Origin of the sequence: Algoriphagus aestuariicola (assembly GCF_017254835.1) — a bacterium.
Taxonomy (GTDB): Bacteria; Bacteroidota; Bacteroidia; order Cytophagales; family Cyclobacteriaceae; genus Algoriphagus; species Algoriphagus aestuariicola.
Map to the genome: position 1 here is coordinate 1055393 of NZ_JAFKCW010000001.1, position 26398 is coordinate 1081790.

Below are 26398 nucleotides of genomic sequence, written 5' to 3' on the forward strand. Positions count from 1 at the left end.
CCATGAATAAATTACGCCAAACAATCGGCCTCGCATGGATTGCCACTGCAGTTTCCTGCGCAAATCCGGAAACGATCCAGCCTGAAACCAAATCGGTAATGGAAGCTGTTTATGCCTCCGGCTTTCTGGAAGCCATTGGCCAAGTTGAACTTAGGTCCCAGACCGAAGGCGTCTTGCAGAATGAATTTGGTACGGAAGGGGAAAAAGTCCAAAATGGGCAGGTTCTGTTTACCATTTCAGGTTTAGCCTTGGATAGCAGACTTCAGACTGCACAACAGCAATTCGAACTTGCCAAAATCAATGCCTCGCCTTCCAGCCCGGTATTAGCAGAATACCTTCAGGGAGTCAAAATCGCAGAAGAGCAATATCGTGCCGATTCGTTGACGTGGCTACGCCAGTCAAGACTCTACGAGCAAAAAGCAGTTTCCGTCTCACAATTCGAGTCGGCGGAAACGGCTTTTGAAAGCTCCAAACAGAATTGGAAAAGAAGCCAAAGCCAACTGAAAAGCAAAAGGGACCAAGTCCTGATGGATTTGGAATCGACCCGTAAAGACCTGCTCCTGCTTCAGGATGAGTTGGACCATTACAAAGTCCGAAGCGACCGGGATGGAGTCTTTTTCCATTCTGAAGCCGAGATTGGAGAATTCATCAAAAAAGGCGACGTCTTGGCCACCCTTGGTACAGACCGTGGATTTATCGGAAGTCTCAAGATTGACGAGCAGGACATCAGCAGAATCAGCTTAGGTCAAAAAGTACTGCTGGAAATGGATGCTTTTCCCGGAGAGACCTTTCAGGCAGAGCTCACCAAAATCTACTCCAAAGTCGATCCGATGGACCAGATGCTCCGAGTCGATGCCCGCCTGAAAGACACCTTGCCTTCCAGGCTGATCGGATTGGCTTTGGAGGCAAACATCCTGGTGCGGGAGAAAAGTGAGGCATTGGTGATACCCGGAAGTTTGCTTTTGCCAGGGGACAGCGTGCTGATACTCCATGATGGAAAAACCCGGAAAGTAAAAGTAAGCCCCGGTATCAGAACATTGACAGAAGTGGAAATTTTGGACGGGTTGAGTAAAGACTCAAATCTGATCAAGCCATGAATGTCATCCTCACGATAGCCAAAACCCACCTGCTTTCCAAGCCGAAGCAGACCCTGGTCGCCATGCTGGGTGTGACTTTTGGCATTGGCATGTTCATCATGATGATCAGCCTGATGACGGGGCTAAACAATTTCACGGAGGATCTTACCAAAATTTCCTCTGCCGATATCCGGTTGTACAAGGATGTCACCGAACCCCGATCGACGATTTTGGATAGAATTCATCCAATTGGGCTAAACCACGTCCACAGCGTAAAGCCAAAAAACGAGTCCGACAAAATCAGAAATGCCCGCCAAATCGCGGAGATATTGCGGGAGGATCCGGAAATCATTGGGGTAGCACCAAGACTAACGAGTCAGGTATTCTATAATTTCGGACCGGTAAAGCTGAATGGATCTGTTGCAGGGGTGGATATCCTGGAAGAAGACAAGCTTTTCAACCTCAGCTCCAAAATGAAGGCAGGATCACTTTCTGCCCTCATTACCACTTCCAACGGTTTGATCATCGGTTCGGGCTTGGCAAAAAAGCTTTCCGCCAAGCTTGGTGACCTGCTTATCCTGACCACGCCGCAGGGTGTTACCTATTCGATGAAAGTCGTGGGAATCTTTCAACTGGGATTGGGCGAGATAGACAATGTAAGAAGCTATTCCAACATCTCCACCGTCCAAAAACTCCTGGGAAAAGACGCCGGGTACATCACTGACCTCAACATCAAAACAACCGATTATCGATCTGCCAAACTCAAGGCAGAGAAAATTCAGGCGACTTTTGGAGAGAAGGCTGAAGACTGGGAAACAGCTAATTCTACCCTCCTGGCCGGAGCGATCATCCGGGATATCATGACCTATTCCGTATCCATCACGCTTCTGATCGTCGCGGGATTTGGAATCTATAACATTCTCAACATGACGATTTACAATAAAATGAAAGACATCGCAATTCTAAAAGCGACAGGCTTCGCAGCCAAAGATGTGACAGCGATATTCCTGACCCAATCCTTGATTATCGGGCTTCTGGGAAGTCTGATGGGACTGATTATGGGATTTGTTTTCTCTCTTCTCTTGGCACAGGTGCCTTTTGATGGAGGGGAATTACTTGCATTGGATTCCCTTCCGATCAATTTCGACCCCCAGTATTATGTCATCGGAATTGTCTTTGGCGTATTGACTACCGCATTGGCGGGCTGGATTCCCTCCCGGAAAGCCGGATACATTGATCCTATTGAAATAATCCGAGGAATCTAACCATGAAAAGTGTCTTACTTAAAACCCAGGGGATTACCAAATACTTCCATGATCCATACACCTTCCAAGTCTTGAAGGATATCGATATGGAAGTCTACAAGGGCGAATTTCTCAGCCTGGTTGGCAAATCGGGCAGTGGAAAGTCCACGCTGCTTTATTTGCTGAGCACAATGGATATGGATTTTGGAGGCAAACTTAACATCAACTCCGAAGAACTGACCGGTAAATCCCCCGATTACCTGGCGAGGTTTCGAAATGAACATATAGGTTTCGTTTTTCAGTTTCATTTTCTTCTTCCTGAGTTTACCGCCCTGGAAAACGTGATGATTCCTGCACTGAAGCTGGGAAAATTCTCCGAAGCCAAGATCAAAACCAAAGCCATGGAAAAGCTTGATCTGTTGGGTATAGCCGATCAGGCATCCAAGGTATCCTCCAAACTTTCGGGTGGACAGCAGCAAAGGGTGGCGATTGCAAGGGCACTAATCAACGATCCTCTGATCATCATGGGCGACGAACCAACCGGAAACCTAGATTCAATAAATTCGAAGATAGTTTTTGATACCTTTAAACGCCTAACACGTGATTTGGGCCAGACCATTATCGCCGTGACACATGATGAGGATTTTGCGTCCAGAACCGATCGAACCATTGAAATGAAAGATGGAAAAATCACGAGTTGAATCTGGGTTTTGGGAAGTTGTCATCTCAGGCAGGTTTTATCAAAACATCGCCTTTATCAAAGGTTTCGACAGGAGTATTGCACGATTGGAGCAAATAGAAAAAGACCTTAAAAAGACAGGCAAAAAAGAGGGTGATGAAGCTGAGAAAAAACTTCGGGATCGAGTATAGCTTGATTATCGCAATCACGCTGATCAGCGGTCTGGTTCGCTATTCCATTTGGGACAAGCTCGAGGTCATTGGCCCATTTCCGGCTGAGTCTATCTTATACACATTTCTGTTTTTATCGTTTACGTGGGAGTTTTTCAGGGGAATGAATGCCTATCTGAACAAGGTTATCCCATTTACGGATCGGTTTCTCCTAAGGCTGAATACGCAATTGGTGTTAGGTGTTGCATATATGCTTACCATTAACCGCCTGCTTTTTTCATTGGCGGGAAAATACTTGGAAGGGGCCATGTCGGTCATGTTCAGCCTGTCCACAAATGCTGTGTTTATCGTTCTGTCATTTCTGATCAACAGTATATTCGTAGGGAAACACTTCTTCGACGAATGGAAAAAAAGTATTCTCCGGGCTGAGCGATTGGAAAAGGAAAAGACCCAGGTACAGTTTGACAATCTCAAAAACCAGCTCAATCCCCATTTTCTGTTTAATTCACTCAGTTCGCTTCACAGTTTGATTTTTGACAATCCTAACCTTGCATCGGAGTATGTCAACAACCTTTCAAAAGTCTATCGCTACGTCCTCAAATATGAAAGTCAGTCCCTTGTTTCTATTCGGGAAGAACTTGATTTTATCGGACACTTCATCTTCTTGCTAAAAACTAGGTTTGGCAATGCGATTGAGATCCAAACGGATATTTCTGAGGGAGTGATGGATCAGGGAATTGCTCCTGTTTCTCTTCAGGTTTTGCTCGAAAATTGCATTAAACACAACGCCATAGACCCGGAGCATCCCTTGAAAATCGATATTTACTCCAAAGAAAATTACCTTGTCGTAAGAAACTCAAGGCATCCTAAAGTTTCGGTTATTGCATCAAACAAGCAAGGTCTCGCCAATCTGGAAAAGCTGTATGGCTTCCTCTCAACGCATCCGGTTCAGATCAAAATGACGGATGAAAACTATACAGTAGCGATCCCTTTAATCTCAAGGTACTGACCCAGCGTTATGAGTAGCTATTTCCAAAACGAAAAACCCAAAATCCTCATCCTTGAGGATGAGCCGCTCGTAGCGGATGGGCTGTGCAAGCACATCAGGGATTTGATTCCCGGCGCTCAGTTTTTGGAAATCCTTTCCAGTGTGAAAAAAGCGTTGCATTGGTTTGAAAAGTCGGCTTCTCCTGATCTGATCTTTGCGGACATACAGCTTTCCGATGGTATTAGTTTTGATGTATTCAAGCAATATGAGCCCGCTTGCCCGGTCATATTTACCACTGCTTTTGATCACTATGCCATTCGGGCTTTTGAGGTTAACAGCGTGGATTTTCTTTTGAAACCCATAGCGAAATCGGAGCTTAGAACTGCCTTGGAAAAACTGCGAAAGCGACGGGAGTCCTTTGCATTGCCGGATTTCCGGACGGCCATCGAGAAGCTAACCTCCGGAAGGATCTATTTGGAAAGACTTCTGGTCAACCATCAGAACCGTTTGATTCCAGTGGGAGTTGAGGACATATCCGGTTTTCAAAAAGCTGAGTTAATCTACCTGATCCACCGAAACGGAAGCAGGTTCATTACTGATTTTCAAACCATGGAGGAACTGGAGAACAAACTCGATCCTTCGTTTTTCTTTCGGGCGAATAGGCAGTTTCTCATCCGGATCGACGAAATCAGGCATATCAAGAGCACCCACAAAGGACTGGAGGTATTTCTCAAAAATCCCCAATTATCCCAGGTAGAGATCAGCCGTGAGCGCAGCCCCATTTTTAAACGGTGGATTCTGGGAGGGAAGTGAGAGAGAAACCTGACACACAACTCTGATACCAGACATTTTAATAGCCACAAGTCCGGTTCGGGCTTGTTTGGCATTGGAAATTGCTTCAGTTGTAGGTACTTTTAGTTCGAAACGATTGACGATTAGGAAGAGCTTCCTCCAACGCTACGCGCAGGCCATGTGAGAAGACAGTCCCACGGACGATTTTGTGGAAAGGTGAACGTGTAATTCCCTTGCCTGACTGATCAACAGGATTTGAAAGCGAGCGGTGTGCTGATGAAAAAAATCAAAAAAATATGAAACCAAGCATCTCAGTAATAACATTGGGGGTGTCTGACTTGGAAAAGGCAGTTGAATTTTACCGGGACGGACTTGGCCTGCCGACGCAAGGAATCATTGGAAAGGAATTTGAATTTGGAGCTGTCGCTTTTTTTGACCTTCAAGGCGGACTCAAATTGGCGCTTTGGCCAAGAAAGAGCATTGCCAAGGATACGGGGTTACCCGATCAGAATATTTCCTCGTTGGAATTTACTTTCGGACACAACGTCGCAAATAGACAAGAAGTGGATGCAGTAATGGAAATGGCAAAAAAAGCCGGGGCTACTATCGTCAAACCTGCCTCGGATACTTTTTGGGGAGGTTATGCAGGATATTTTAAGGACCCCGATGGGCACCTTTGGGAGATTGTTTATAATCCTGACTTTATACCTACTGGCTGAAAAAATAGAAAAGTTAAGACTGCTATTTTGGATAATCCCAAAATAGGCAAGGTTCTTACTAGCCTATCCACGGAAAACGATCCCAGACATTTTCCGACTCACAGCTCGAAATGACAATCAAATCACCATAGCTTTGTTGGTATAATTGACATGGCTATGAAGATTTCCGAGCATCAGTTTCTTTTATTGGGACGGGAGCTTGATAGGCTTCTGGAGCGGGTAGCCCAGCGGATTCGTGACTTAAACACCCTCTATTTCATGGACAGCAATAAGTTGACCGCCAAGGGAAGGGCAATTGAATTTGAGCTCAAACGGGCAAAAGAATACTATGGGGAACGGGATCCGAGGCTGTGGGATTCGCTTTACTACCTCACCAAAAACGGAATCAGGTTCAAGTCCTTTCTGCTACCCCGGGACTTCGTTCCGTTGAAGGAACAGATGAAAGACCTGAATGAGAAAAACGTTCCCATGAAGATCAACCGGTAACTGGAAGATATATCGGTTCCGTATCGCGAATGCTGGAAATGGCTGTTGGATTAATGCTGAAACAAATCCCCTTACATGGTATTGATCGCATGATTTGCCTTAATCCTGAAAAGGAGGATTCAAATGCCCTTGCAATGATTTATGAATTTCAGACAGCTTCGTTTAAGCGGTTTCCCGAGTTTCGGATTCGTTTGGGAAGTGAAATTTATGCTAACCGGCAGAATGGATTCAGCCTCCATCTTTTTGCGCTAAAGGACAGGGTGCTCAAAACGGCTGGCAATTTGGGATTTCGTGTGGTTCCTCTTTTTTTTAGTCAAAGCTCCACACTCGATTTTCTGCCCGCCTCATGAGCTTTGATCGCTTTGACGATCTGCGTTTCTGTGAATCTCGATTTTTTCATAATAACCATTTAAAGTTGATGATTTCAATTCAACTTTCAAATGGCTGACTTTTAGGGGAGCTTACACTCGGGTAGCACCCGTTGGAACGCCCACCTTTTTGGTCTATATTCATCATTCAAGGCACACACAAAAACTATAAGTCATGGCGGCCCCTTGATATTTAATTTTTATATTTCGGTGTGTCGCCACGCCTTATAGCTAGTCGTTACCTGCAATCTTACACCCAAACCATGCAAATTAGAGATGTTCGAAATTTTCAAAAAGCATATAGCTAAATTCGCAAAAGTATCTGATGCTGAATTTGAAGAAATTAAAAAATTCTTTGACATCAAAGAAATCGCCAAAAAAGAAAACCTATTAGAAGAGGGACAAATTTGCAGGTGTCATTTTTTTGTTTTGAGTGGCTTGTTGCGAAAGTTTTACATCAATGAAAAAGGCACTGAACAAACCACTGAATTTGCCATTGAAACCTGGTGGCTTACAGATAACTTTGCCTACGAAAACCAAGTTTCAACGGAATTTTATATTCAGGCTGTAGAAAAATCTTTTGTGCTTTATATCACTCAAGATAAACAGGAAAAATTATTGAATGAATTTCCTGTGATGGAACGCTATTTCCGTTTTGTTTATCAACGAGCTTATGCAGCAGCTCAAAAGCGCATCAAATTTCTTTTTTCGTTTTCAAAAGAAGAATTTTATTTCCAAGCTGTGAGAAATCATCCCGAATTTGTACAACGTGTTCCGCAATACTTAATCGCTTCATATCTCGGATTTACTCCCGAGTATTTAAGCGAAATACGAAAAAGACATCTTTCTTAAACCAGTTTAAGTTTTTTCACTTCCTTACTCTCCAACTTTGCATTAAACAATCAAACAATAAATACAATGCAAAAACGATTTAACTTTAAGGAAGTTGCACCAAATGCACTAAAAGCGATGGTTGGTTTAGAAATGCATCTTTCAAAGGCTTCTATCTCTAAATCATCCAAAGAGCTTATAAAAATCCGAGCTTCACAAATCAATGGTTGTGCCTATTGTATCAACATTCATACTCAAGACGCAATTAAAAATGGCGAAACAAATCAACGGATTTTTTTACTAAATGCTTGGAGAGAAACTGAAGACATTTTTACGGAAGAAGAAAAAGTAGTGTTGGGGATAACGGAAGAGATAACATTAATCCATCAAAATGGATTGTCAGATGAAACCTATTCAACCGCATTACAGTTCTTTAGCGAAACTCAAATTGCAGATATTATAACTGCCATAATTACGATCAACCTCTGGAACAGGGTCGTATTAAGCACCCACTTACCAATAGGACAAAGTCTTGCATAGTGGACAATTATAAAAAAGAAGCAGGTTTAATCACCTGCTTCTTTTTACACGAAAAGGATATCTTTGTAATTTGGCTTTGCCAAACAACCAGGATTCCGTGCGGCTTGCAAAGCCAAGCATGAAATGCAAAGCATTCACCGAATGCCCTTGAAACCAATTTCACAATGAGGTAAACCGCTATTGCACTGCCCATCCCGACTTTTTCGGGAAAACCGGTGAGATTCCTTTGGGCGTTGAGTCGAGTCAGGTACCTGCTCCGATCGAACCGAAATCTCCAAATCTACCAATGTTATAGCTCCCTCTCCTAGAGGAAGCCTTTCCCGATGAGCGCAGCGATTTCGGGAAGGGCTAGGGGTGAGGTAAAAAAGCCAATTCCTCCCAGCTACTTTTCGGGAAAGTAAGGATATCAGGGTAGAATTTCCTGCCCGTTTAGTAGGCGGGCTTCCGACAGCTGTACTAAGCCCACCCTATCACAGCGAAAATTTGACTGCATCCATCTTGGGGCTTCCTTTTTAAGCTACTTTAAAAGGCGATCAAGCTGATCCTTAAATAATTTCCCGATAGGTACAGTGTAATTGTCAATAGTTATCTGGTTTCCTTCTATGCTCTTTATGTGCTGTCGAGCCACCATAAATGAGCGATGCACTTGAACAAAATCGCCCGTCGGAATGTGCTCTGACAGTGAAGATAGTGTTCCTCGGAGGGTGATCACCTGGTCCTTCAGCACAATTTTGATGTAGTTGCCGGAAGCTTCCACAAATAAGATGTCATCCAGCGCGACTTGTACATGTTTGTTGTTTGTCCTCAGGAAGATTCGTTCCGGCCTTGTCTCCCGAACTTCATCTTTCAGAGTAGGAATCGGTTTGGAAGGTTCTATACTCGCCTTATTGATAGCCTTTAAAAAACGCTCGAATGAAAAGGGTTTCAATAAGTAATCAACAATATTGAGTTCATAGCCTTCCAAAGCATATTCTTTGTAAGCCGTCGTCACGATTACCCTGGGCGGATGAGGCAGTGTTTTTAAAAATTCAAAGCCCCGAAGCTTAGGCATATTGAGATCGAGAAAGATCAAGTCAACCGGGTTACCACTGAGGTATTCAATGGCTTCAATAGCATCATAGCAATCCCGCATCACCTGCAGATTGGGGAGCAGCTCGCAATATTTTCGGATGATGTCATGGGCGACAGATTCGTCATCCACAATGATGCATTTAATACTCATAGTCTAAGTCTAAGTCGGATCTTGTACAAGCCGGCAGGCTCAGTGGAAATTTCAAGTTCATGCCTATTCTGATAGACTAATTCCAGTCGCTTTTTCAGGTTTTTCAGCCCAATACCTTCACTTCCATCCATCTCCTCCGCATCAAAGTTGTTCTCGATTTCAAAATCAACCAATTGCTTTGTGGCTTTTAAGCGGATGTGAACGAATGCATCGGCTCTTAGTTTTTCCACGCCATGCTTGAAGGCATTTTCCACCATAATGATAAACAGCAAGGGCATAATTTGGATGCTGCGGTCTTCCGCGTCTACATCAAAGCGAATGGAAATCTCCTTATGATACCTCATCCGATGCAGATCCATGTAGTTGTCCAGATAGGCGATTTCATCAGCCAAAGTCACCCAATCATTTTGTCCTTCATAGATACTGTAGCGCATCATGTCCGAGAGCTTGAGGATCAACTCTTGGGCTTTTTCGGTGTCCTGGCCGACCAGTCCATACAGGTTATTCAAGGTATTGAAGAAAAAGTGTGGATTTACCTGGCTTTTCAAATGCGTTAATTCAGCCTGTTTCTTTTCGTTTTTAAGTCTTAGGATGAATTTTATTTGAATGACCAGCCATCGGATCATCCAAATTGCCATGGAAGTGAAAAACAAAAGAGAGAAAACTATTAACTCATCCGTCTCTCCAAAAGCATCATTGAAAACCAGAATTACAATGGTGGTTGTAAGGAAAAAATAAGGTACTAGCCTTTTGAGCAATTGCTTATTGAAAGGTTTTTGAAAGAAAGTCATTCGGCGAAATTAATCAAAAACCGATGGGCACCCAGTCCTTGTTGCAGACGTAGCCGGTAGCGTGACGGAATGCCTGAATATTGGTTTCAAGTGCTTTCTTCCCTGAATTCCAGTGTTTCAAAACTCCTGCAAATACGTCTGTCCCAGTTCTTTTTTTCGGTCTTTTTCACCGACTAATCTTGGGTCAAAACTAGCGACTCATGGACAACCTGATCATCACTGACCTCTCTAAAACCTACAAAAACGGAGTGAAAGCACTTCAAAATATTTCCTTGCAAATACCTAAAGGCATGTTTGGACTGCTGGGCCCCAATGGTGCCGGCAAGTCAACACTCATGCGTACCATAGCCACACTTCAGGAAGCTGACCAGGGGGAGATTTTGCTTGGAGGCCTTAACATCCAATCCCAACCGAATGAACTGCGAAAAGTATTGGGCTATCTGCCACAGCAATTTGGTGTATATCCATCATTGTCTGTAGAGATGCTGTTGAACCATTTGGCGGTGTTGAAGGGGATTATAAACCGAAAAGAGCGAAACGATATTGTGCATGCACTTCTTCATAAGGTCAATCTCTTTGAAGTCCGTAAGCAAAAGCTTGGTGAGTTCTCCGGAGGAATGAAGCAGCGCTTTGGCATTGCCCAGGCCTTGCTGAATAATCCGAAGCTATTGATTGTGGATGAGCCAACGGCGGGCTTGGATCCTGTCGAGCGCAACCGGTTTTATAACCTGCTGAGTGAGATAGGGGAGCAAACCATCGTGATCCTCTCCACGCACATTGTGGATGATGTGAAAGAACTATGCACCAAGATGGCCATTATCAACAAGGGCAATGTGGTAATTCAGGGAAATCCCCTCGAAATTATTGAAAGTCTAAACGGGCGATTGTATGAGAAGACCATCCACAAAAGTGATTTGGAACAATACAAAAAAGAGTATCAGGTAATCAGTGACCGATTGTATTTGGGAAAGCAACTGGTACATGTGGTGAGCGACACCCACCCTGGGTCAGACTTCAAATCTATTGAAGCCAACCTCGAAGATGTTTACATGTCTCAAATTTTTAACGGCTAAGCTGAACACGTCATGCTATACGAATTTTTCAAATTCGAATTAAAGTACCGATTGAAGCGGCCCGAAACCTATTTCTTCTTCCTGCTTCTGTTTTTGTTCTCCGTTGTTGGGGTCGAGTTTGTCTTTCAGGGGATAGATTTAGGATTGGTGAAGAAGAATTCTCCACTGGTGATTGCCAAATCCATGGGTGCCATAACGGGATTGTCCATGATTATTGCCTCGATGATCATGGGTGTTCCGGTTCTGCGAGACTTTCAGTACGACATGGTTTCCCTTATTTACGTCAACCCGATCTCCAAAAGGGATTACCTAGCAGGCCGATTCTTGGGATCCTTTGTGGTGTTACTCTTTATCTTCAGTGGGGTGCTCTGGGGAATGATGATCGGAGAATTTTTGCCCTGGAATGATCCAAAGGAGTTTCTGCCGTTTCAATTCATAAATTACCTACAGCCATTTCTGTGGGTGGTCTTACCCACCGTGTTTTTTGGTTCTTCTGTGTTTTTTGCAGCTGGGGCGCTCAGCAAAAATCTGATGGTCGTGTACACTCAGGGTGTGGTCATCTTTGTTTTGTTTATGATCACCAAAGGGATCACGAATGAAACTTTTCAAGCCTTGCTGGATCCATTTTCCCTTACCACATTGACCAAAGCAACTAAGGAGTGGACGGTAGCGGATAGGAATGCTCTTCTGATTCCTGTATCGGGGATCATGTTGCTCAACAAACTCTTCTGGATAGTTTTGGGCATATCGGTTCTGGCGATCGGCTACACCAAGTTTCATTTGATGGTGGTAAATGAAAAGGCTTTCAATAGAAAGCAGGCACAAAAAGTCAAAACCTTAACGGACACCATTACCAAGAACCTACCCTCGGTTACACCAGTCTTTCACACCAAGGCGCAGTCTGCACAGCTACTTTTTAACACCTGGTTTCATAGCGTATCCATTCTCAAGCTCAAATCCTTTTGGGCGATTATTCTGTGCTGTTTCATCATTATTCTTGTCAATTCGGTGAGCTTGGGCACCTCCTATGGAGTGGATAGCTATCCAACCACCTATCTCATCATCGAAGAATTGCGCGAGATGTCCATTTACTTCTTCATGATCATTTTGGTTTTTTATTCAGGTGAAATCATGTGGAAGGAACGGGACGTGAAACTTGACCTCATTCATGATGCCACGCCTATTTCAAGTTTTGTTAATGTGAGCAGCAGGTTCCTTGCATTACTGCTTATCTATGCCATTGTCATGCTTTCACTTATCGCTGCCGGTGTGCTGTTTCAAACATTGAATGGCTACCATCATTACGAACTGGCGGTCTATTTCTTTGGATTCTTTTTGGAGTTATTTCCATTCCTGGCCTTGTACACATTCGCGGCGATCTTCTTTCAGGCACTTACCGGAAACAAGTTTATGGGCATGCTCGCCACCATCGCATTCGCCATCATCAATGTAGCCATTGGCGTATTTGGCTTGGAACATGCCTTACTCAACTTTGGTGGACATGCCTTGGCTACCTACTCGGATATGAATGGTTATGGACACTTCCTGACTGCCTATCTCTGGGTGAAAATCTATTGGGTGTTGTTTGGTGTGCTGCTCTTGATCTCCGCCAGCATTTTGATGGTAAAGGGGAACGAAACGGGCTTGAGTAAACGATGGAAAAGCGGACTAACGCAAATCGGGAAGCCGCTAGCGGCATTTGGTATAGTTTGCTTTATGTTCTTTCTGAGCATAGGAGGGTATGTTTTTTATAATACCAATGTCCTGAATGAATTCTGGACCAAGGCAGAACAAACTAGTTACAGAGCGGAATACGAAAAGTCGCTGAAGCAGTTTGAATATTTTCCTCAACCAAAAATCATAGATGTCAAACTGAATATTGATCTATTCCCATCACAAAGGGCCTATGAAGTAGCAGGGTATTATGTGCTTACCAATACATCACAAGAACCCATTCGGGAAATCCATGTACAGAAACTGATAGAGTCAAACGTGGACTTGATGGATGTGACCTTCGATCGAGAAGCTGCGACAAACAACACGTATTCCAACTTTCATTATACCATTTACGAATTGAGCCAATCCTTGGCTCCGGGTGATACCCTGAAAATGAACTTCAGACAAAGCCTACAGCCGGAGGGTTTTGAAGCGGATAATTCCGGTACGGATGTGGTGTATAACGGGACTTTCTTTGACAATGCAGAACTACCGGGTTTTGGTTATCAGAAAAAATACGAACTGCAGGACGAGGACGATCGGAAAGATTTTGAGCTGGCTCCACGACTTCAAAAAGCCAAACGTAATGATGTAAAAGAATTGGTGAACTCGCGCAGTGGAAGCGATTCGGATGGTACCACTTTAGAAGTCATAATCAGTACCGAAGCGCCACAAACAGCGCTCACCTCTGGAGATTTAGTGGCAACATGGAATGAGGATGGTCGCAATTATTTTCACTACAAAACCAATCAACGAATCATCCACTTTTATCCCATAGTATCAGCTCACTATGAGGTGCTAAGAGATTCCACAAATCCTTCGGGCAATACTGCAGACGAGTTTGTTGATTTGGAGATCTATTATCAGAAAGGTCATGAATACAACCTCACACGCATGATGGAGTCGATGAAAATGTCATTGGGCTATTACAGCAGGCAATTCAGTCCGTACCAACACAAGCACCTTCGTGTCGTAGAGTTTCCAAGGTATCGGGCTTTCGCCCAGTCTCTACCGGGAATCATTCCTTTTTCCGAGGCAATTGGTTTTATTATGGACATTGATGATGAAAAAGATGTGGACATGGCATTTTATGTTACTGCGCATGAGGTGGCTCACCAATGGTGGGGCTTACAACTCGAAGCTGCAAACGTACAGGGGCAAAACATGATTTTGGAAACCTTGGCCCAGTATTCAGCCATGATGGTGCATAGGGAAAAATACGGTGATGAAAAAGTTCGACAATTCCTTAAGCTCCAGTTGGAGAACTACAAGGAAGCTAAGATAAAGTCCAGCAAGGAGGAACTACCCTTAGCCTTGGTTGAAAATGAGGAACATATTTACTACAACAAAGGGGCTTTGGTCATGTATGAATTGCAAACGCAGATTGGAGAAGAAAATGTAAACAAGGCCCTGCAGAATTTTCTGAATGATTGGCATTCCTTCGATAATCCCCAGAAGCCAAGTCGCTATGCAACCACTTTTGAGTTGATTTCCTGTTTTCGGGAAGTAGCACCTGAATCGGAACAAGGCACCATTACCGATTTATTGGAGAAAGTAAAACCCATTGGCGAAAACTAGTTTCGGCAGATAAGTGAAACGGCGACAAATTACTGATTTGAACTACTTAAATACAGCAAAATGCAAGACATCAATTCCATCAACATTCTGGACAAATTTTTCATGTTCGAAAAGCTATGGACACCCCATATCATTGGAGAACTCAATGGACAATATGTGAAGCTTTGTAAACTTAAAGACGGCTTTGTTTGGCATAGTCATGAAAACGAAGACGAACTTTTTATGGTGTTTAAAGGGACGCTCCTAATGGACTTTCGGGATGGTCGTACCGTAGAAGTGAAGGAAGGAGAAATTCTCATCGTCCCCAAGGGAGTCGAACACAGACCGCATACAAACGGAGAAATTGTATTTAACCTGCTCTTTGAACCCAAAGCAACCCTGCACACAGGGAATGTTGAAAATGAGATGACGGTGAAAGAACTTGGTTGGATCTAATTTAAATGGTTTTGACCCTGTTAAATCGCACACCTGGATTTGCAACAAAAAACTGGACATTAGGTTAACACGGCCTTCGGTGGCCCCCGTTTGGGGATCCGCTGGCTGCTGACCATGGATTCCTTTTGGCAGCAGGGGCAGTACCTTGGGTTGTAGAGGTCCAGAATCCTAGGTTCCTTTTCCGGGATCAGCTGGACCAGAATCTCCAAGTCATCCACTGCTCAAATTCCCTCTCCTCAAGGAAGCCTGCCCCGATGAGCGCAGCGATTTCGGGAAGGGCAGGGGGAAAAACAGACATTGAAAAATGAAATCCGACGACTTACAGGAAAAATGGCTAGCAACAACTAGCTACCCTTTGGATCGTGGTGTGTACTATCTGCCTGGCTATTTCTAGAAGCCGGAAAGGTTCATATGGGGATAAGAAGCCTGAAAAGTCCCTAAAAGAGGAACCGGTAGCAGCTCACGGGAGGGATGAGTAAAGCGTGATTCAATTAAACTCTTTCAATTCCGCTCAGAAAGGGTTTTTTGGAGGTTATGCCTCTGCCATTTGGCAAACAAGTCGGGAATAACCTATTGATCAGGTTCTTTCCAGGAGTCACGCTGGTCTGATGAGATTCCTAACCAACATTCTGAGCAGTATCAGACCAAAAAATCTTTTCTGAGGAATGATTTGGCGAAGGGGCCGGCATGCGGGGAGGGGAGGCTTGGGCCATAAGAATTTGTTCTCCGTTCCAGCAGCCTTCCTGAGACCACTATTCCATTTCCAAAAAACAATCCCCCAAGGGGGTCAGTTTGCTCCGGCCAGCGGGGGGCACTTTAGTCCGGCTAATGGAGGCAGTTTCGCCGGTTTTTGCAGACAATAGCACTGAACAAGGACTGTGAAACTCTCACAGGTATACATATTTCGAAGCATCTTTTTTCATGTGTTTTTTGTATTAATTCATTCTACAAACGGACAGGACTTGATTCTATCCTATGTCTAATCATTTTTTTTTCCTTTTTAGTCGATGAGAAATTCCTTTCCGTCGCGCTCTACTTTTTATACTCCCCCTTTGAATTCTAGGTCGACCAGGTCATTATAGACTAATGGAATAACTTCCTTTCCACTTTTATCTATAAATCCATACTTCTCTTTGATTCGTACTGCAGCCAGTCCTTCCGAAAAGTCAACTACGCAGTCGTATTTAGGTTAGATTACTATATCTCCTACTTGTCTTATAAAGCCATAAATCCAATCGATCCTAACAGCCGCCATACCATCGGAAAATCCATCTAAATCCTCATAAATAATTGGGATGACTTCACTTCCTGTTTTGTCAGTGAGAAATATACTGTTTGATATTTATCACTATTTGATCGTTCGCTTCTTATTTCTCATAGTAGTAGCTCCTTGTCAAACTATATCCAGTTTGTTTATTGTTTTCTTTTCCCCACTTCTCAAAATCATTATGGCCAGAATTTTTAAAATCAAAGTAATTTTTCACAAGCTCTGAGTCTTCATCAATTTCTTTCGTCCAGTAATCTCTTAGATCCGGTGAGGACAATTGTTTAATTTGCTCTCTGATCTTTTCTTCAAGCTGTATGTCTTCAATCGGATCTCCTATATAAAACTCCGGTAAATGATGGATTGAATAGTTGATTCGATTAGCCCACCAACCTAATAATATTTGCCTCGCCAAGTCATCTGCAGGATTAACTTCTAAAGCCTTAAATATGTGTTTTTCACTATGATAGTATTTTCCATACCATCTGAAAGGATTGTGGTCTTTTTGTTCTGTTGAACACCATTCTTCCAAAGCTGGTTTTACTAGATCTACGTTTAGTGGCTGAGGAAAAGGGCCATAGTCTGCATCTTCTACATTTTCAAAATAGTGAAATAGAAATCTGACGAATTCTATTTTCATGTCAAAAGACCAATCTTTGGATGATTTTAAGAATTTGTCAAGACTTTTAAAGGCTTCTTTTCTTAAGCCTTTTTCTCTCATGAAACAGTAATCTGCGTAATATTTCCAAGCGCTATTTTCTGAAGCGGCTTTCGCTATTGCTAACAAAGCTAGATTTTGGTCCTTTGTAATCACTGAATTTATCGTTAGAAATATAATGTCTCCACAATCAAGGAGTTGTCTTTAGGTTTTAGTAGAATAGTGACTTAAGTAAATTTTAGTATGAAAACGCTGCTTAATACTGGAAGTAATTGGTGTTTTATATGTTACCTACTTTCTTGCCATTTTTGTTAATGTAGATTGCCTTTCCTTTGAGATATACTGGAGCTTTTCCGTCAATGAATTTACATGCTGAACTCATTGAAGGGACATCTTCAAATTGTGGAGTGATTACCATTTCTCCCGATTCATTAACAAACCCCCACATCTCACCTACTTTTACAGCTGCCAAGCCTTCAGAAAAGACAGCGGCATTTCCGTATTTTGGTGTTATTACTTCTCTACCTGATTTGTCTATAAACCCATATCTGCCATTCAATTTTACGATTGCTAGAGATCCTCTATATGGGAAAGAGTAAATATTGTCATATTTAATCGGAACAATTATTTGATTGGAGATATTGACAAATCCCCACTTACCGGACTCCTGCACCATTATTGCTCCTTCTATCTCAGCCGAAAAATCGTCCAAATAATCATATTTAATAGGAATAACGACCTCACCTGCATTATCGATAATTCCCCGTTTGCCATCTAATTCCACTACAGCTAGTCCATCTGTAAACACGAAGTTATTGTCATATTTTGGAGGAATTAGCTCTTTTCCTGTTAAGTCCAGTGCTCCTCTTTTGTTGTTCACCATTACCAAAATAAAATTTTCCATAGGTAATATTCCATCGTATTTTAGAGGTGTCACTTCTTTTCCTTTCTTGTCTATTAGACCCGACTTTCCATTTGACGTAACCGCTGCAAGATCAATATTAGGCAAAAAGGCACTTCCTTTGTCGTATTTCGGGACAACAATTTCTTTTCCAGACTCATCTATGTAACCTAATTTGTTGTTTAATAATACCCTGGCAAATCCATTTTCGAAAGGAGACATAATATCATACTTCGGAGCTACGACTTCATTTCCATTAATGTCATTCAATCCAAATTTTCCATTCCTTTCAAAAGATCTTAACTGTGCGAAGCACGTAAAGTGGGTAAACAAGAGTATAGCCATAAACAGAATTTTTAATCTACTGACTAAGTTGTCCTCTTGTTTTGAAGGTATAAAGCAAGGTGATTTTTTAAAATATATCATCGTTGTTGTAGTAAATTGATTTTTTTAGTTTAATGATTGCGTTAAAAAATCGGGAGATACTTTTTCAGCTACATTGAGCTTATTCAACTTTTCTTCCATTTTTATCGATAAAAAATTCTTCATCTCCAAGCCCAACTTTTATGACCCCTCCCCTGAAACCATCGTTGACCTCGTAAACTATATAGTCATAGATTGGAGGTATAATCCAGGTGCCTTTTTTGTCGATGAATCCAAATTTGTAATTAAATTTTACGGCCGCTAAGCCTTCTGAATAGTCATTTGCTCTCTCATATATGGGGGGTATGACTATCTTTCCGGTTTTATCTATAAATCCGAATTTGTCATTGAGCTTTATAGCTCCCAAGCCCTCTGAAAAACTATATGCTCCTTCGTATTTAGGGGGGATGACTTCCTTTCCTGTTATGTCTATATAACCCTGCTCCTCATCTAAACTCACTTCAAACAACCCCTCTCTTTCACTACCTCTAGTAATTTCTTCATACTTAATCGGGGTTATTTCTTTTCCTTCGTGATTTAGTAATCCTTTTTTTCCTCCAATCCAAGCGCCTACGATTTCCCTTCCGCCTATCGTTACAATTGCCAATCTGTTAACATAGTCTTCGGCATGATCGTACTTGATCGGTGTCAATTCTTCCCCATTTTTGTCTATGTAGCCGTATTTATCGTTCAATTGAACAACTGCCCTTTCATCTTTAAAGGCTCGGATTTGGTCATATATAAAGCCGGATAGTTCTTTGCCGGATTCGTCAATCAATCCAAATTTTCCATTCATGTAGGCAATTCCTACACCTTCCTGAAAATCCAGATAATCGTATTGTAAGGGAGTGATTTCTTTACCATTCTGGTCTATCAAACCGTATTTTCCTCCGATGTAATTGCCTTCTGAATTTACTACAGCTCCTTTGTTTACAACTGCAACGCCATCAGCAAACACTGTTGCATAATCGTACTGGGCGGGGATGATCTCTTTTCCTAACTTGTTAACAACTCCTAATTTGTTCCCTACCTGCATTATCGCTACCCCTTCATCGGAAATATAGCTTTGGATGCCGTCATAGTTGAGCGGTATTACTTCTTGGCCCTCTTTATTGATATATCCCCACTTGGTACCAATCGCAACAGGTGCAAATCCTCCACTAAAAGTTCCAGCACCATCATATTTCAAAGAGATCAGCTCTTTACCAGTCTGGTCGATGAACCCTCTTTTGTAGTTCAGGTCCACCAGTGCCATACCTTCTGAAAAGTTTGAAACGAAATCGTATTTCAATGGAACCACTTGATCCCCGGAAAGCTCTATGAAACCCCATTTGCCATTTAAGGAAACCGCTGCCAATCCTTCATTGAATTTCTTGACTTGGTCATATTGCAGAGCAATTACTTCCTGACCCTTGGTGTCTATAAAACCAAATTTGTTGTCAATTTGTACAGGGGCAAACCACTCCGAAAATTCACCTGCCCAGTCATACCTTGGCTGAATAACTATGTTGTGATCATAATCTTCATAACCCCATTTGCCATTATTGCCTTCAATAGGCTTTGGAGAAAATCTGTTCACATAATCCATAATATTGAATTCAAAAAATACGGAGTCAATATATACAGGTTCAATCTCCTGTGCAGAAGAAGGTGGGCTTGGCAGTCCTAAGAAAATCAGGGTTATTATGCACAGTTTGACAAGTGGATGATAATTTGTACGTTTTCTCATTTGGAAACTTTAAATTTATTTAGTGATTATCCGCTTTTATTCCAGTAGGTAGCCTTGACTATCCGAAAGAATGCTAAAACTTTAGGCTTTGCCCAACTTTTGTCTTCCGTCATAGGTCTACCGTCGCGAGTGAAGAAGCAATTCGCTCACAGGTGAGATTGCGGATATACACAATTTGTTTTTTCAAGATCAGGTGTTGGTTTCAGCGTCAAATCTGCTTGCAAAATACCACGGGAAGAAAGGGACAGTCAATAGCCCTTTTGTGTCATTTTTGAGCAAAAAAAGACCATTCGGTTTTACCCAATATCAATTATCAAATCGGCGGAGGGATATTGTGCCTGCCACTTTTCTATCAAGCCAAATTCTTGGCTGCCAACTCGGGCAAGAAGGGTGTCAAGTTTCGGGAAACTTTCGAGTATAATGGAAATGCCGTCGGCAGATACTCCGGTGGATATGATGTCCAAGTACTCCAAATTTTCAAGATGGAGAATGCAATCCAGATTGCCGTCTGTTAAGGGAACGCCCCTAAGGTCTAGATATTCAACCGCAGAAAGTTTTTTCAAACACTCCAGCCCTTCTTCCGAAACCAGTGTTCCTCCAATAGCAAACCTGTCTATCTTGCTCACATATTGGGTGACAAAAAACACATCTTCATCGGTAACCTCGCTATCGCGACAACCAAACTGCTTTAGATATGTCGGAATTTTCTTTTTATTATCGGTATGGAAATACATTTTCAAAAGGTATTTCTCTCGGGCTTTCGAAAACTTCATCGTTCACACAATAAGCAATTATAAGAGACCACTCACCATACTCTCTTTGATCAATTGAGCCGTGCTGGTCACACCAGCTTTTTTAAGGATGTTTCGTCGGTGATTTTTTACGGTATCGAGAGCAATGCAAAGTTTGTCTGAGATCTTTCGGCTTGTCAGACCAGAGGCAATGAGTTTCAGTATTTCCTTCTCTCTCTTTGAATACACCTTAGTTTCCAATTGCTTGCTAATAACATCCATCTCTGTGTAAGAGCATTCTCCATTTAAGCCTATAAGGGATACCTTATAGTTGTTTTTTGAAGTAATATGGCTGATGTCGGTGTGAATGTTAAGGGATTTGGCATAACCGCCTTTTTCATCGAGCGTGAGGACCAGGTTTTGGTGCAATAGCAGTTTGTAGGAGCCATCAGCCATTCGCGTACGGAAGCAATAACTTCCCTTGTACAAAAGCAATTTGTCCCAACCAATTTTTTTGTCAAACATCTCTATGATTTTCTGCTCGGCCTTGGCCACAAAGTCGAGATCGTCCGGATGCATCAATTCCAAAATGTCATTGAATGTTGTCGCCGCTGGGTCCAAGCCGTGCACGGCCTTGATGGCCGAACTAACTTGTGATACCGACATGTCAAAAAAATCAAGTACGAAATAAAATGAGGGCCCAGCTGTAAACACAGCACTGACTATTTCATCAAAATTTATGGGAAGTTTAGTTTGGCTAACGGTTTTCATTTCATGCTGCCAAACTTTATGCAAGTTTAAAATTTGTTGATCCATTAAGGTTTTAGACTGAATGTTCGCGATCAATTGCATGTATGGGTGATACAGTCGCATTGATCAAATGTTCTATTAACTCGAACCCAAAATATCCGCAACTGCGCTTTTAAACAAAAAAAATGAAGTAATTCTCGATCTAGTTGCATGCTACCATATGATTTTTCGAAGGGTTTGCCGCTTTCGCTTACGATTGCCTTGGGTAAGCGGGCCTGGTGCCTCTTACAACTTCACTCATGTAGCTGCCAAAAAATCATTTAGATCAACAAACTTAGAATAGACCACCCTATGATCGGTTCCCTCCGATCGTCAAGAAGTGATCCCTTTGGAGGGCTGAGCGTTGAGGATTAATCTAGCGAAGAGCCAGACTGTAGGGGAGGTTTAGCGAGAGCCTGTCCCGATGAGCGCAGCGATTTCGGGAAGGGCGGGGGTGAGGCAGGAAAGAACCTGTCCCGAGCAGCGTATCGGTAGGCTAGCATGCAAAGTGAGACGAATGGACTGCCTCAGCGTTCACAAACCACCCGATTCATAACGAATCTAAAAGTCAAAACCACAGCAAAAAAGAAAGTCTCCTGAATTGGCAGCGACCCCGTTGTGTCCGGCGCGGTCGGGGGACAAACCGTTAGGAAACAGCCCGCCGCGGCGGACTGTTTTAGGTTTGGGCCAGCTTCCAGAGCCTGTCCCGATTGCATTTCGGGAGTTGGAAATTCCAACTAATTCCATTTTCTTAGGGTACCAACCCTCTACCACCGTTCTGCAACCCGTTTAACCCCGATGATCCCCGTATTCCAGTCTTTACTGAATTTGGAAATTCCCTTCGTCTACATTTCCGTTTCTCCGCAATCCGAGACAAAAACCTGGTGGACCATAGGTATCGAATAGTCGACAACAAACGCTTAAAATCGGATAAACGAGGAATGGGCTGCCGTATCGGCGATTATTATAGGAAAGCATCCCACAGGGATAATGGAAATACACGACACTCGGTAGGGGCGTGGGACTTATACGGTTGTTGTAGTGCATTTAAGAAAACCTAACAATCGAAATAATAAACATGATTGTATTTGAAATCATTGGAGAGATTTTAGGACGAATTTTCGTTGAAGTAATATTTGAAGGAATCATTGTTGGAACTTTTCGACTTATAAAAAAAGGTGTTGAGTGGATTAAAGTGAACATTTTTGGATTTCAACCAAAATCAATTGACCCGAAAAAATCACTCGAAAAAAAATTACTTTATAAAAAGATTGAATTGACCGAAAATCTGAATTCTGTTCTGAAAGCAGGACAAAATGGAGCAATCTTGGAAGTAATCAATCAGGATAATGTTTTTGCAGAATTCTATGACAGAAAAGGAAATCAAATAGAATGGAATGATGAATTGGTCTTTAAAATTAATATGAATCAATTCAAATTGAAAAAATAGAAAAACGCACTACAACAACTCATATAGCTTATGGCGGCTGAACGGATGCCAGCAAGGTTTTCGCCTTGTAGCCAGCTTTGGTTTCGGTGGACAGAAAAGTGCCTCGAAACCGCCACAAGCCAAATGCAAAACGTTAGCCATTTTAATGACAACCATCGATACCAAAAGACATATCGAAATTAATGAAGGCTTTCAAGGTATAAACTTGACAGAATTTGCCATTGGGGTTGACGAACCAATTAGCAACGACCAAATTGTTGACACCTTCATTCGCTCAAAAAAATTCTCATTTGACAGTTTGCGTGACTGTGTAAAAGCTGAACCAAACAAGGGTTATTTAAGACAAGCTTTTGACGTTGACAAAATAAAAATCACCGATTTCAAGAAAACAGACAAACAAGGGGTATCAAAATTCCTTATTGACTTTTTATATGAGCCAGACTGGGGTGACGATAGAAACGAATTTGCTAAACTTCTCGACAGATATTTTGAAATTCACAATGAATTTGGGGACAACGAGTTTTATATTTTATCAAAGGACTGGTTCGACAAAGAAGATGAAAGAGTAATTGAACCCGAAAGTTGGGTGTATACCTATTATTTTTTGATTATTTCGGTAGACAGGAAATTAAACTTATTGACATTGACAGAATGGACAAACGATTAACCAAATGACACAAAAAACGGCTCATAGTAACTAGATTTCCGTGCGGCTTGCAAAGCCAAGCATGAAATGCAAAGCATTCACCGACACCTTGTAAATCAATAAGAATGGAGGTAAACCGCTGTTGCACTGCCTGTCCCGACTTTTTCGGGAAAACCGGTGAAGTGCTTATGCTGATCAAGTCGGAAATTTGTGGCAGTATTTCTCGCTACTCTGTCCTCTGTAAGTTTTGCTTCGACGTAGAACAACTCGGATCGGGCCACGACCTCCAAGCCGACCACTGCTCAAGCTCCCTCTCCATGTGGAAGCCTGTCCCGATGAGCGCAGCGATTTCGGGAAGGGCAGGGGTGGGGTAGAATCTCGATATGCGCAGCGATATCGGGAGGAGGTGAGCTGGGTTACCTGTGCTGGTGAAAATCCCAACTATTACAAGTACAATTTCATAATTTCCAAGCGCTGCCACTTTAGCAACAGTATTATTGTCAGTCAAACAGCTTGACGACAGATTTTTTGTCACTTCTTAGACCATGACCTATTCCGACAACCTTTTTTACGGCGCTTCAATACTTACTCACCAAAGAGCTCGAGAGCTTCGCAAATCACTTACTCCTGCTGAGCGGATACTTTGGGATGTTCTCCAAAATAGACAGATGGAAGGGTACAAGTTCCGTCGCCAGCATCCAATCTACCGATATATTGCAGATTTCTACTGCCACGAGCTCCGCCTGGTGATTGAGCTCGATGGCGGCGTGCATGATAAGGTTGACCAACAAGAACATGATAGCAATCGAGACCTAGTGATCCGCGAATTTGGTATCCGTATCCTGAGATTCAAAAACGAGGAAGTGGTGAACGAGCTTGAGAGGGTTTTGGAGAGAATAAGGGCGGTTCTGCCTTGATTTACCCCACCCTAACCCTCCCCTTAAAGGGAGGGGACTAGATCCGTGTTGCATGGAATAACCTTCTCCAATTTTCTTTTCTCTTGTGAGATGCTCCGATTTCTGTGACCTTCTAGCTCTACTTTTAGCAGAAATGATCGCCCTCTCCTTGAGGAAGCCTGTCCCGATGAGCGTAGCGATATCGGGAAGAGGGCATCTGATACTGGACAGTTCGGTATTTTTCGTCCATTTGGATCTCTTGCAAACTTCCTTTCGGATACGACTTTTCAACCGGACCACTACACAAGCACCTTCTCCTAAAGGAGAAGGCGGGGGATGAGGTATATTGAAAAATACCCAATACAGGGTATTTTTTGTTTCAACTAATTCCCTTTTCTTGGGATACCAACTGACTGCCACCGCATTGCTATCCTTTATCCAATCTAAATGATTTCAGCATTTCGGGGTCTTTTTATCTTTCTATTCTTCTTAAGGACGATTTCTGTATTTGCACAGACAGAGTTTAAAGTCTACTTGACTAAAACCGGAGCAAAATACCATCGCTCAACCAGCTGCTATGATCAGACAGGTGACCAGGATCCCCAAATCTACCACTGCTCAAGCTCCCTCTCCATGTGAGCCAGTCCCGCAGAATTGCGGGAAGAGGGGTAGGGTGAGGTAGAGGAGGCACCACCACCAATGCCGGTTCCCGATGCTCCCGAAAAGCATCGGCAGAAAGTAGTTATTGCTGGCAGCATGTTGGATAGAGGATTGGGCCAATTGATCCCGGCAACTGTACTGGATGGTATGGATGGCAGGTGGAATTGCCTTCCCATTCCGCAGGCGGGCTTTCGACAGCTATCCGGAACCCATGCAGTCCAAAAGACAATTTTACTACTTCCAGCAGGGGTAGACAAATCCCATCTAGCCTAAACGATAATTTTGCTGCTCCTAGATAAAGGAAATTAAACTTCAAAAGATGAAGTACTTTTTGTTCATAGACGAATCCGGCGATCATGGATTGACAAGTCTCAATCCGGATTACCCGGTGTTTCTGCTTTGTGGGATAATAGTGTCCGAATTGGATTATCAGCAAATCAGACACAGCTTTAATCAGATTAAGACTGGACTTTGGGGACGAAAAGAAGTGATCTTTCACAGTCGGGATATCCGAAAATGTGAGAAGGAATTTTCCATACTCTTTGATCTGGAAAAGAAAAAGTGGTTTTATGATCACTTGAATCTACTCATGGTGGAGCGGCCATTTACAGTAATTGCCTCTGCCATTCGGAAAATCGAATACATCCGGCGATTTGGTAGACTTTCCAATGATGTCTATGAGTTGGCGCTGTCTTTCATCATCGAGCGTTCGGTTTTTTATCTGGATGCTTTGAAAATGCGTGATATTGAACTTGAAATCATTATTGAGAAAAGAGGAAAGAAAGAGGATAAGAGACTGGAAGAACATTTTCAGCGCTTACTGGCTAGAGGGACCGGCTATGTACCAGCAGATCGCCTAAAAGGGTATGGGATTAAAATTATATTTAAGTCCAAGCTAGAAAACACCAATGGATTGCAATTGGCTGATTTGGTGGCATATCCTGCAGCTAGGTATGTCATTGAGCCAAATCGGGCTAATCCAGCATTTGAACTAATTTACCCCAAGTTTTATCGGAAAAACGGAAAACTTTATGGACTTAAAATTTATCCTTAAAAAAAAAACAAAGAGCCCAACTTTCGCTGAGCTCCTTGCCGATCGGGGACACCCCGGTCCAAATGTTTCTCTGAGGTATTCATCAGATTTAACGCAATTTTAATCAATTAGGTTAGATAGGCCAAGTTTAAGGTCGAATTATTTCAAGATCATGAGTGATAGCACTAAATAGCATTAATAATAATCAGAAAGACAAGCAACCCCACAGTTTCATTGATGATCATATTTCACAGATATCTGCTATTTCCTAATTCTATAAACTGGGATTTGAGTACCTCTCCATGAGGGATTTGATTTTTCAGTACCATCATACCCCTTCAAAAAAACCTCCCTTCCCCTCCCTTTTCCCACTTTTCTACCAAAATACCCACTACCAGGTATTTTTTCTTCCCCAATAATCCCTTTCTTGGTATGGAGAAGCTTTTGATAATCAGCCAAAGTAAGCGCTTAAGGTGCCAAGGGATTACCAATCTTGGATTTTCTGCTGAA

29 protein-coding genes and 2 pseudogenes are annotated in these 26398 nt (G+C 42.5%); 18 read left to right on the top strand and 13 right to left on the bottom strand.

The annotated features are described in order from the left end of the window. The first annotated feature begins 2 nt into the window (after window positions 1-2). The 10 genes from J0A67_RS04500 (at window position 3) to J0A67_RS04545 (ending at window position 7893) form a co-directional block, all read left to right on the top strand. Window positions 3-1097: an efflux RND transporter periplasmic adaptor subunit gene (locus tag J0A67_RS04500; protein WP_206568068.1), complete on the top strand. Its 1095-nt coding sequence runs from the start codon at window positions 3-5 to the stop codon at window positions 1095-1097. After that, on the top strand, window positions 1094-2341 hold the full coding sequence (locus J0A67_RS04505; RefSeq protein WP_206568069.1) for an ABC transporter permease: 1248 nt from the start codon (window positions 1094-1096) through the stop codon (window positions 2339-2341). Before J0A67_RS04500 ends, J0A67_RS04505 begins: the two co-directional genes overlap by 4 nt. A gap of 2 nt (window positions 2342-2343) precedes the next feature. Beyond that, window positions 2344-3021, top strand: coding sequence for an ABC transporter ATP-binding protein (locus tag J0A67_RS04510; protein ID WP_206568070.1), 678 nt, complete (start codon window positions 2344-2346; stop codon window positions 3019-3021). 134 nt (window positions 3022-3155) lie between these two features. After that, on the top strand, window positions 3156-4178 hold the full coding sequence (locus tag J0A67_RS04515) for a sensor histidine kinase (protein WP_206568071.1): 1023 nt from the start codon (window positions 3156-3158) through the stop codon (window positions 4176-4178). A gap of 9 nt (window positions 4179-4187) precedes the next feature. Then, the gene (locus J0A67_RS04520) at window positions 4188-4970 is read left to right on the top strand and encodes a LytR/AlgR family response regulator transcription factor (protein WP_206568072.1); all 783 of its coding nucleotides are present in this window, start codon (window positions 4188-4190) and stop codon (window positions 4968-4970) included. A gap of 275 nt (window positions 4971-5245) precedes the next feature. After that, window positions 5246-5668: a VOC family protein gene (locus J0A67_RS04525; RefSeq protein ID WP_206568073.1), complete on the top strand. Its 423-nt coding sequence runs from the start codon at window positions 5246-5248 to the stop codon at window positions 5666-5668. Window positions 5669-5824: 156 nt separating this feature from the next. After that, window positions 5825-6154 carry a hypothetical protein gene (locus J0A67_RS04530; protein ID WP_206568074.1) on the top strand — a complete coding sequence of 110 codons (330 nt, stop codon included), beginning with the start codon at window positions 5825-5827 and terminating at the stop codon, window positions 6152-6154. 53 nt (window positions 6155-6207) lie between these two features. Beyond that, window positions 6208-6504 carry a hypothetical protein gene (locus J0A67_RS04535; protein ID WP_206568075.1) on the top strand — a complete coding sequence of 99 codons (297 nt, stop codon included), beginning with the start codon at window positions 6208-6210 and terminating at the stop codon, window positions 6502-6504. Window positions 6505-6798: 294 nt separating this feature from the next. After that, window positions 6799-7374: a Crp/Fnr family transcriptional regulator gene (locus J0A67_RS04540; protein WP_206568076.1), complete on the top strand. Its 576-nt coding sequence runs from the start codon at window positions 6799-6801 to the stop codon at window positions 7372-7374. 66 nt (window positions 7375-7440) lie between these two features. Next, window positions 7441-7893, top strand: a complete 453-nt coding sequence (locus tag J0A67_RS04545) for a carboxymuconolactone decarboxylase family protein (RefSeq protein ID WP_206568077.1) — start codon at window positions 7441-7443, stop codon at window positions 7891-7893. A 517-nt stretch (window positions 7894-8410) separates the two neighbouring features. Here J0A67_RS04545 and J0A67_RS04550 read toward each other — a convergent pair. Continuing rightward, a complete protein-coding gene (locus J0A67_RS04550) occupies window positions 8411-9094 on the bottom strand; it encodes a LytR/AlgR family response regulator transcription factor (protein ID WP_317195044.1) in 684 nt (227 codons plus the stop codon). 17 nt (window positions 9095-9111) lie between these two features. Next, the gene (locus tag J0A67_RS04555) at window positions 9112-9906 is read right to left on the bottom strand and encodes a sensor histidine kinase (protein ID WP_206568079.1); all 795 of its coding nucleotides are present in this window, start codon (window positions 9904-9906) and stop codon (window positions 9112-9114) included. A 200-nt stretch (window positions 9907-10106) separates the two neighbouring features. Between J0A67_RS04555 and J0A67_RS04560 the strand changes: the two genes are divergently transcribed. From J0A67_RS04560 to J0A67_RS04570, 3 genes are read left to right on the top strand one after another with little or no spacing between them, the layout of a single operon-like run. Next, window positions 10107-10979, top strand: a complete 873-nt coding sequence (locus tag J0A67_RS04560) for an ABC transporter ATP-binding protein (RefSeq protein ID WP_206568080.1) — start codon at window positions 10107-10109, stop codon at window positions 10977-10979. 12 nt (window positions 10980-10991) lie between these two features. After that, window positions 10992-14273, top strand: a complete 3282-nt coding sequence (locus J0A67_RS04565; RefSeq protein WP_206568081.1) for an ABC transporter permease/M1 family aminopeptidase — start codon at window positions 10992-10994, stop codon at window positions 14271-14273. A 60-nt stretch (window positions 14274-14333) separates the two neighbouring features. Then, entirely contained in the window at window positions 14334-14708 is a 375-nt protein-coding gene (locus J0A67_RS04570; RefSeq protein ID WP_206568082.1) for a cupin domain-containing protein, read from the top strand. A gap of 59 nt (window positions 14709-14767) precedes the next feature. On the opposite strand, the pseudogene J0A67_RS23375 reads toward J0A67_RS04570, so the two are convergent. The 9 genes and pseudogenes from J0A67_RS23375 to J0A67_RS04605 form a co-directional block, all read right to left on the bottom strand. After that, window positions 14768-14887 (bottom strand): annotated as a pseudogene (locus J0A67_RS23375) (IS91 family transposase); the annotation flags it as partial. 860 nt (window positions 14888-15747) lie between these two features. Next, entirely contained in the window at window positions 15748-15861 is a 114-nt protein-coding gene (locus J0A67_RS23280) for a WG repeat-containing protein (RefSeq protein WP_206568632.1), read from the bottom strand. Further along, window positions 15838-15891, bottom strand: a pseudogene (locus tag J0A67_RS23285) (hypothetical protein); the annotation flags it as partial. The gene J0A67_RS23280 and the pseudogene J0A67_RS23285, both read right to left, overlap by 24 nt. A 6-nt stretch (window positions 15892-15897) precedes the next feature. Next, window positions 15898-16050 carry a WG repeat-containing protein gene (locus tag J0A67_RS23290; RefSeq protein WP_206568633.1) on the bottom strand — a complete coding sequence of 51 codons (153 nt, stop codon included), beginning with the start codon at window positions 16048-16050 and terminating at the stop codon, window positions 15898-15900. Between the two features lie 25 nt (window positions 16051-16075). Further along, window positions 16076-16693, bottom strand: a complete 618-nt coding sequence (locus J0A67_RS04585; RefSeq protein ID WP_206568083.1) for a hypothetical protein — start codon at window positions 16691-16693, stop codon at window positions 16076-16078. Between the two features lie 217 nt (window positions 16694-16910). Further along, on the bottom strand, window positions 16911-17876 hold the full coding sequence (locus tag J0A67_RS04590) for a WG repeat-containing protein (RefSeq protein ID WP_206568084.1): 966 nt from the start codon (window positions 17874-17876) through the stop codon (window positions 16911-16913). 160 nt (window positions 17877-18036) lie between these two features. Beyond that, on the bottom strand, window positions 18037-19683 hold the full coding sequence (locus tag J0A67_RS04595; RefSeq protein ID WP_206568085.1) for a WG repeat-containing protein: 1647 nt from the start codon (window positions 19681-19683) through the stop codon (window positions 18037-18039). A gap of 296 nt (window positions 19684-19979) precedes the next feature. Next, window positions 19980-20417, bottom strand: a complete 438-nt coding sequence (locus J0A67_RS04600; protein ID WP_206568086.1) for a hypothetical protein — start codon at window positions 20415-20417, stop codon at window positions 19980-19982. Between the two features lie 57 nt (window positions 20418-20474). After that, entirely contained in the window at window positions 20475-21230 is a 756-nt protein-coding gene (locus J0A67_RS04605) for a LuxR C-terminal-related transcriptional regulator (RefSeq protein ID WP_206568087.1), read from the bottom strand. 1051 nt (window positions 21231-22281) lie between these two features. Between J0A67_RS04605 and J0A67_RS04610 the strand changes: the two genes are divergently transcribed. From J0A67_RS04610 to J0A67_RS04625, 4 genes are all read left to right on the top strand, one after another. Continuing rightward, entirely contained in the window at window positions 22282-22653 is a 372-nt protein-coding gene (locus tag J0A67_RS04610; RefSeq protein ID WP_206568088.1) for a hypothetical protein, read from the top strand. A gap of 145 nt (window positions 22654-22798) precedes the next feature. Beyond that, window positions 22799-23320, top strand: a complete 522-nt coding sequence (locus J0A67_RS04615; protein WP_206568089.1) for a hypothetical protein — start codon at window positions 22799-22801, stop codon at window positions 23318-23320. A 104-nt stretch (window positions 23321-23424) separates the two neighbouring features. Further along, the gene (locus J0A67_RS04620) at window positions 23425-23673 is read left to right on the top strand and encodes a hypothetical protein (RefSeq protein WP_206568090.1); all 249 of its coding nucleotides are present in this window, start codon (window positions 23425-23427) and stop codon (window positions 23671-23673) included. A 171-nt stretch (window positions 23674-23844) separates the two neighbouring features. Next, window positions 23845-24216 carry an endonuclease domain-containing protein gene (locus tag J0A67_RS04625; protein ID WP_206568091.1) on the top strand — a complete coding sequence of 124 codons (372 nt, stop codon included), beginning with the start codon at window positions 23845-23847 and terminating at the stop codon, window positions 24214-24216. A gap of 587 nt (window positions 24217-24803) precedes the next feature. On the opposite strand, the gene J0A67_RS04630 is transcribed toward J0A67_RS04625, so the two are convergent. Then, window positions 24804-24953, bottom strand: a complete 150-nt coding sequence (locus J0A67_RS04630) for a hypothetical protein (RefSeq protein WP_206568092.1) — start codon at window positions 24951-24953, stop codon at window positions 24804-24806. Window positions 24954-25174: 221 nt separating this feature from the next. Between J0A67_RS04630 and J0A67_RS04635 the strand changes: the two genes are divergently transcribed. Further along, window positions 25175-25909, top strand: coding sequence for a DUF3800 domain-containing protein (locus J0A67_RS04635; RefSeq protein ID WP_206568093.1), 735 nt, complete (start codon window positions 25175-25177; stop codon window positions 25907-25909). A 240-nt stretch (window positions 25910-26149) separates the two neighbouring features. On the opposite strand, the gene J0A67_RS04640 is transcribed toward J0A67_RS04635, so the two are convergent. Next, the gene (locus tag J0A67_RS04640) at window positions 26150-26347 is read right to left on the bottom strand and encodes a hypothetical protein (RefSeq protein ID WP_206568094.1); all 198 of its coding nucleotides are present in this window, start codon (window positions 26345-26347) and stop codon (window positions 26150-26152) included. Between the last annotated feature and the right edge of the window lie 51 nt (window positions 26348-26398).

Excerpts from the sequence above, each read along its gene's own strand:
- J0A67_RS04630 (WP_206568092.1), bottom strand. The coding sequence starts at position 24,953 with ATGCTGCCAGCAATAACTACTTTCTGCCGATGCTTTTCGGGAGCATCG.
- J0A67_RS04625 (WP_206568091.1), top strand. The coding sequence starts at position 23,845 with ATGACCTATTCCGACAACCTTTTTTACGGCGCTTCAATACTTACTCAC.
- J0A67_RS04515 (WP_206568071.1), top strand. The coding sequence starts at position 3,156 with ATGAAGCTGAGAAAAAACTTCGGGATCGAGTATAGCTTGATTATCGCA.
- J0A67_RS04520 (WP_206568072.1), top strand. The coding sequence starts at position 4,188 with ATGAGTAGCTATTTCCAAAACGAAAAACCCAAAATCCTCATCCTTGAG.
- J0A67_RS04555 (WP_206568079.1), bottom strand. The coding sequence starts at position 9,906 with ATGACTTTCTTTCAAAAACCTTTCAATAAGCAATTGCTCAAAAGGCTA.
- J0A67_RS04565 (WP_206568081.1), top strand. The coding sequence starts at position 10,992 with ATGCTATACGAATTTTTCAAATTCGAATTAAAGTACCGATTGAAGCGG.
- J0A67_RS04590 (WP_206568084.1), bottom strand. The coding sequence starts at position 17,876 with ATGGCTATACTCTTGTTTACCCACTTTACGTGCTTCGCACAGTTAAGA.
- J0A67_RS04585 (WP_206568083.1), bottom strand. The coding sequence starts at position 16,693 with ATGAGAGAAAAAGGCTTAAGAAAAGAAGCCTTTAAAAGTCTTGACAAA.
- J0A67_RS04635 (WP_206568093.1), top strand. The coding sequence starts at position 25,175 with ATGAAGTACTTTTTGTTCATAGACGAATCCGGCGATCATGGATTGACA.
- J0A67_RS04510 (WP_206568070.1), top strand. The coding sequence starts at position 2,344 with ATGAAAAGTGTCTTACTTAAAACCCAGGGGATTACCAAATACTTCCAT.
- J0A67_RS04500 (WP_206568068.1), top strand. The coding sequence starts at position 3 with ATGAATAAATTACGCCAAACAATCGGCCTCGCATGGATTGCCACTGCA.
- J0A67_RS04615 (WP_206568089.1), top strand. The coding sequence starts at position 22,799 with ATGACAACCATCGATACCAAAAGACATATCGAAATTAATGAAGGCTTT.
- J0A67_RS04535 (WP_206568075.1), top strand. The coding sequence starts at position 6,208 with ATGCTGAAACAAATCCCCTTACATGGTATTGATCGCATGATTTGCCTT.
- J0A67_RS04595 (WP_206568085.1), bottom strand. The coding sequence starts at position 19,683 with ATGAGAAAACGTACAAATTATCATCCACTTGTCAAACTGTGCATAATA.
- J0A67_RS04505 (WP_206568069.1), top strand. The coding sequence starts at position 1,094 with ATGAATGTCATCCTCACGATAGCCAAAACCCACCTGCTTTCCAAGCCG.
- J0A67_RS04605 (WP_206568087.1), bottom strand. The coding sequence starts at position 21,230 with ATGGATCAACAAATTTTAAACTTGCATAAAGTTTGGCAGCATGAAATG.
- J0A67_RS04530 (WP_206568074.1), top strand. The coding sequence starts at position 5,825 with ATGAAGATTTCCGAGCATCAGTTTCTTTTATTGGGACGGGAGCTTGAT.
- J0A67_RS04525 (WP_206568073.1), top strand. The coding sequence starts at position 5,246 with ATGAAACCAAGCATCTCAGTAATAACATTGGGGGTGTCTGACTTGGAA.
- J0A67_RS04600 (WP_206568086.1), bottom strand. The coding sequence starts at position 20,417 with ATGTATTTCCATACCGATAATAAAAAGAAAATTCCGACATATCTAAAG.
- J0A67_RS04610 (WP_206568088.1), top strand. The coding sequence starts at position 22,282 with ATGATTGTATTTGAAATCATTGGAGAGATTTTAGGACGAATTTTCGTT.
- J0A67_RS04570 (WP_206568082.1), top strand. The coding sequence starts at position 14,334 with ATGCAAGACATCAATTCCATCAACATTCTGGACAAATTTTTCATGTTC.
- J0A67_RS04545 (WP_206568077.1), top strand. The coding sequence starts at position 7,441 with ATGCAAAAACGATTTAACTTTAAGGAAGTTGCACCAAATGCACTAAAA.
- J0A67_RS04620 (WP_206568090.1), top strand. The coding sequence starts at position 23,425 with ATGGAGGTAAACCGCTGTTGCACTGCCTGTCCCGACTTTTTCGGGAAA.
- J0A67_RS04560 (WP_206568080.1), top strand. The coding sequence starts at position 10,107 with ATGGACAACCTGATCATCACTGACCTCTCTAAAACCTACAAAAACGGA.
- J0A67_RS04540 (WP_206568076.1), top strand. The coding sequence starts at position 6,799 with ATGTTCGAAATTTTCAAAAAGCATATAGCTAAATTCGCAAAAGTATCT.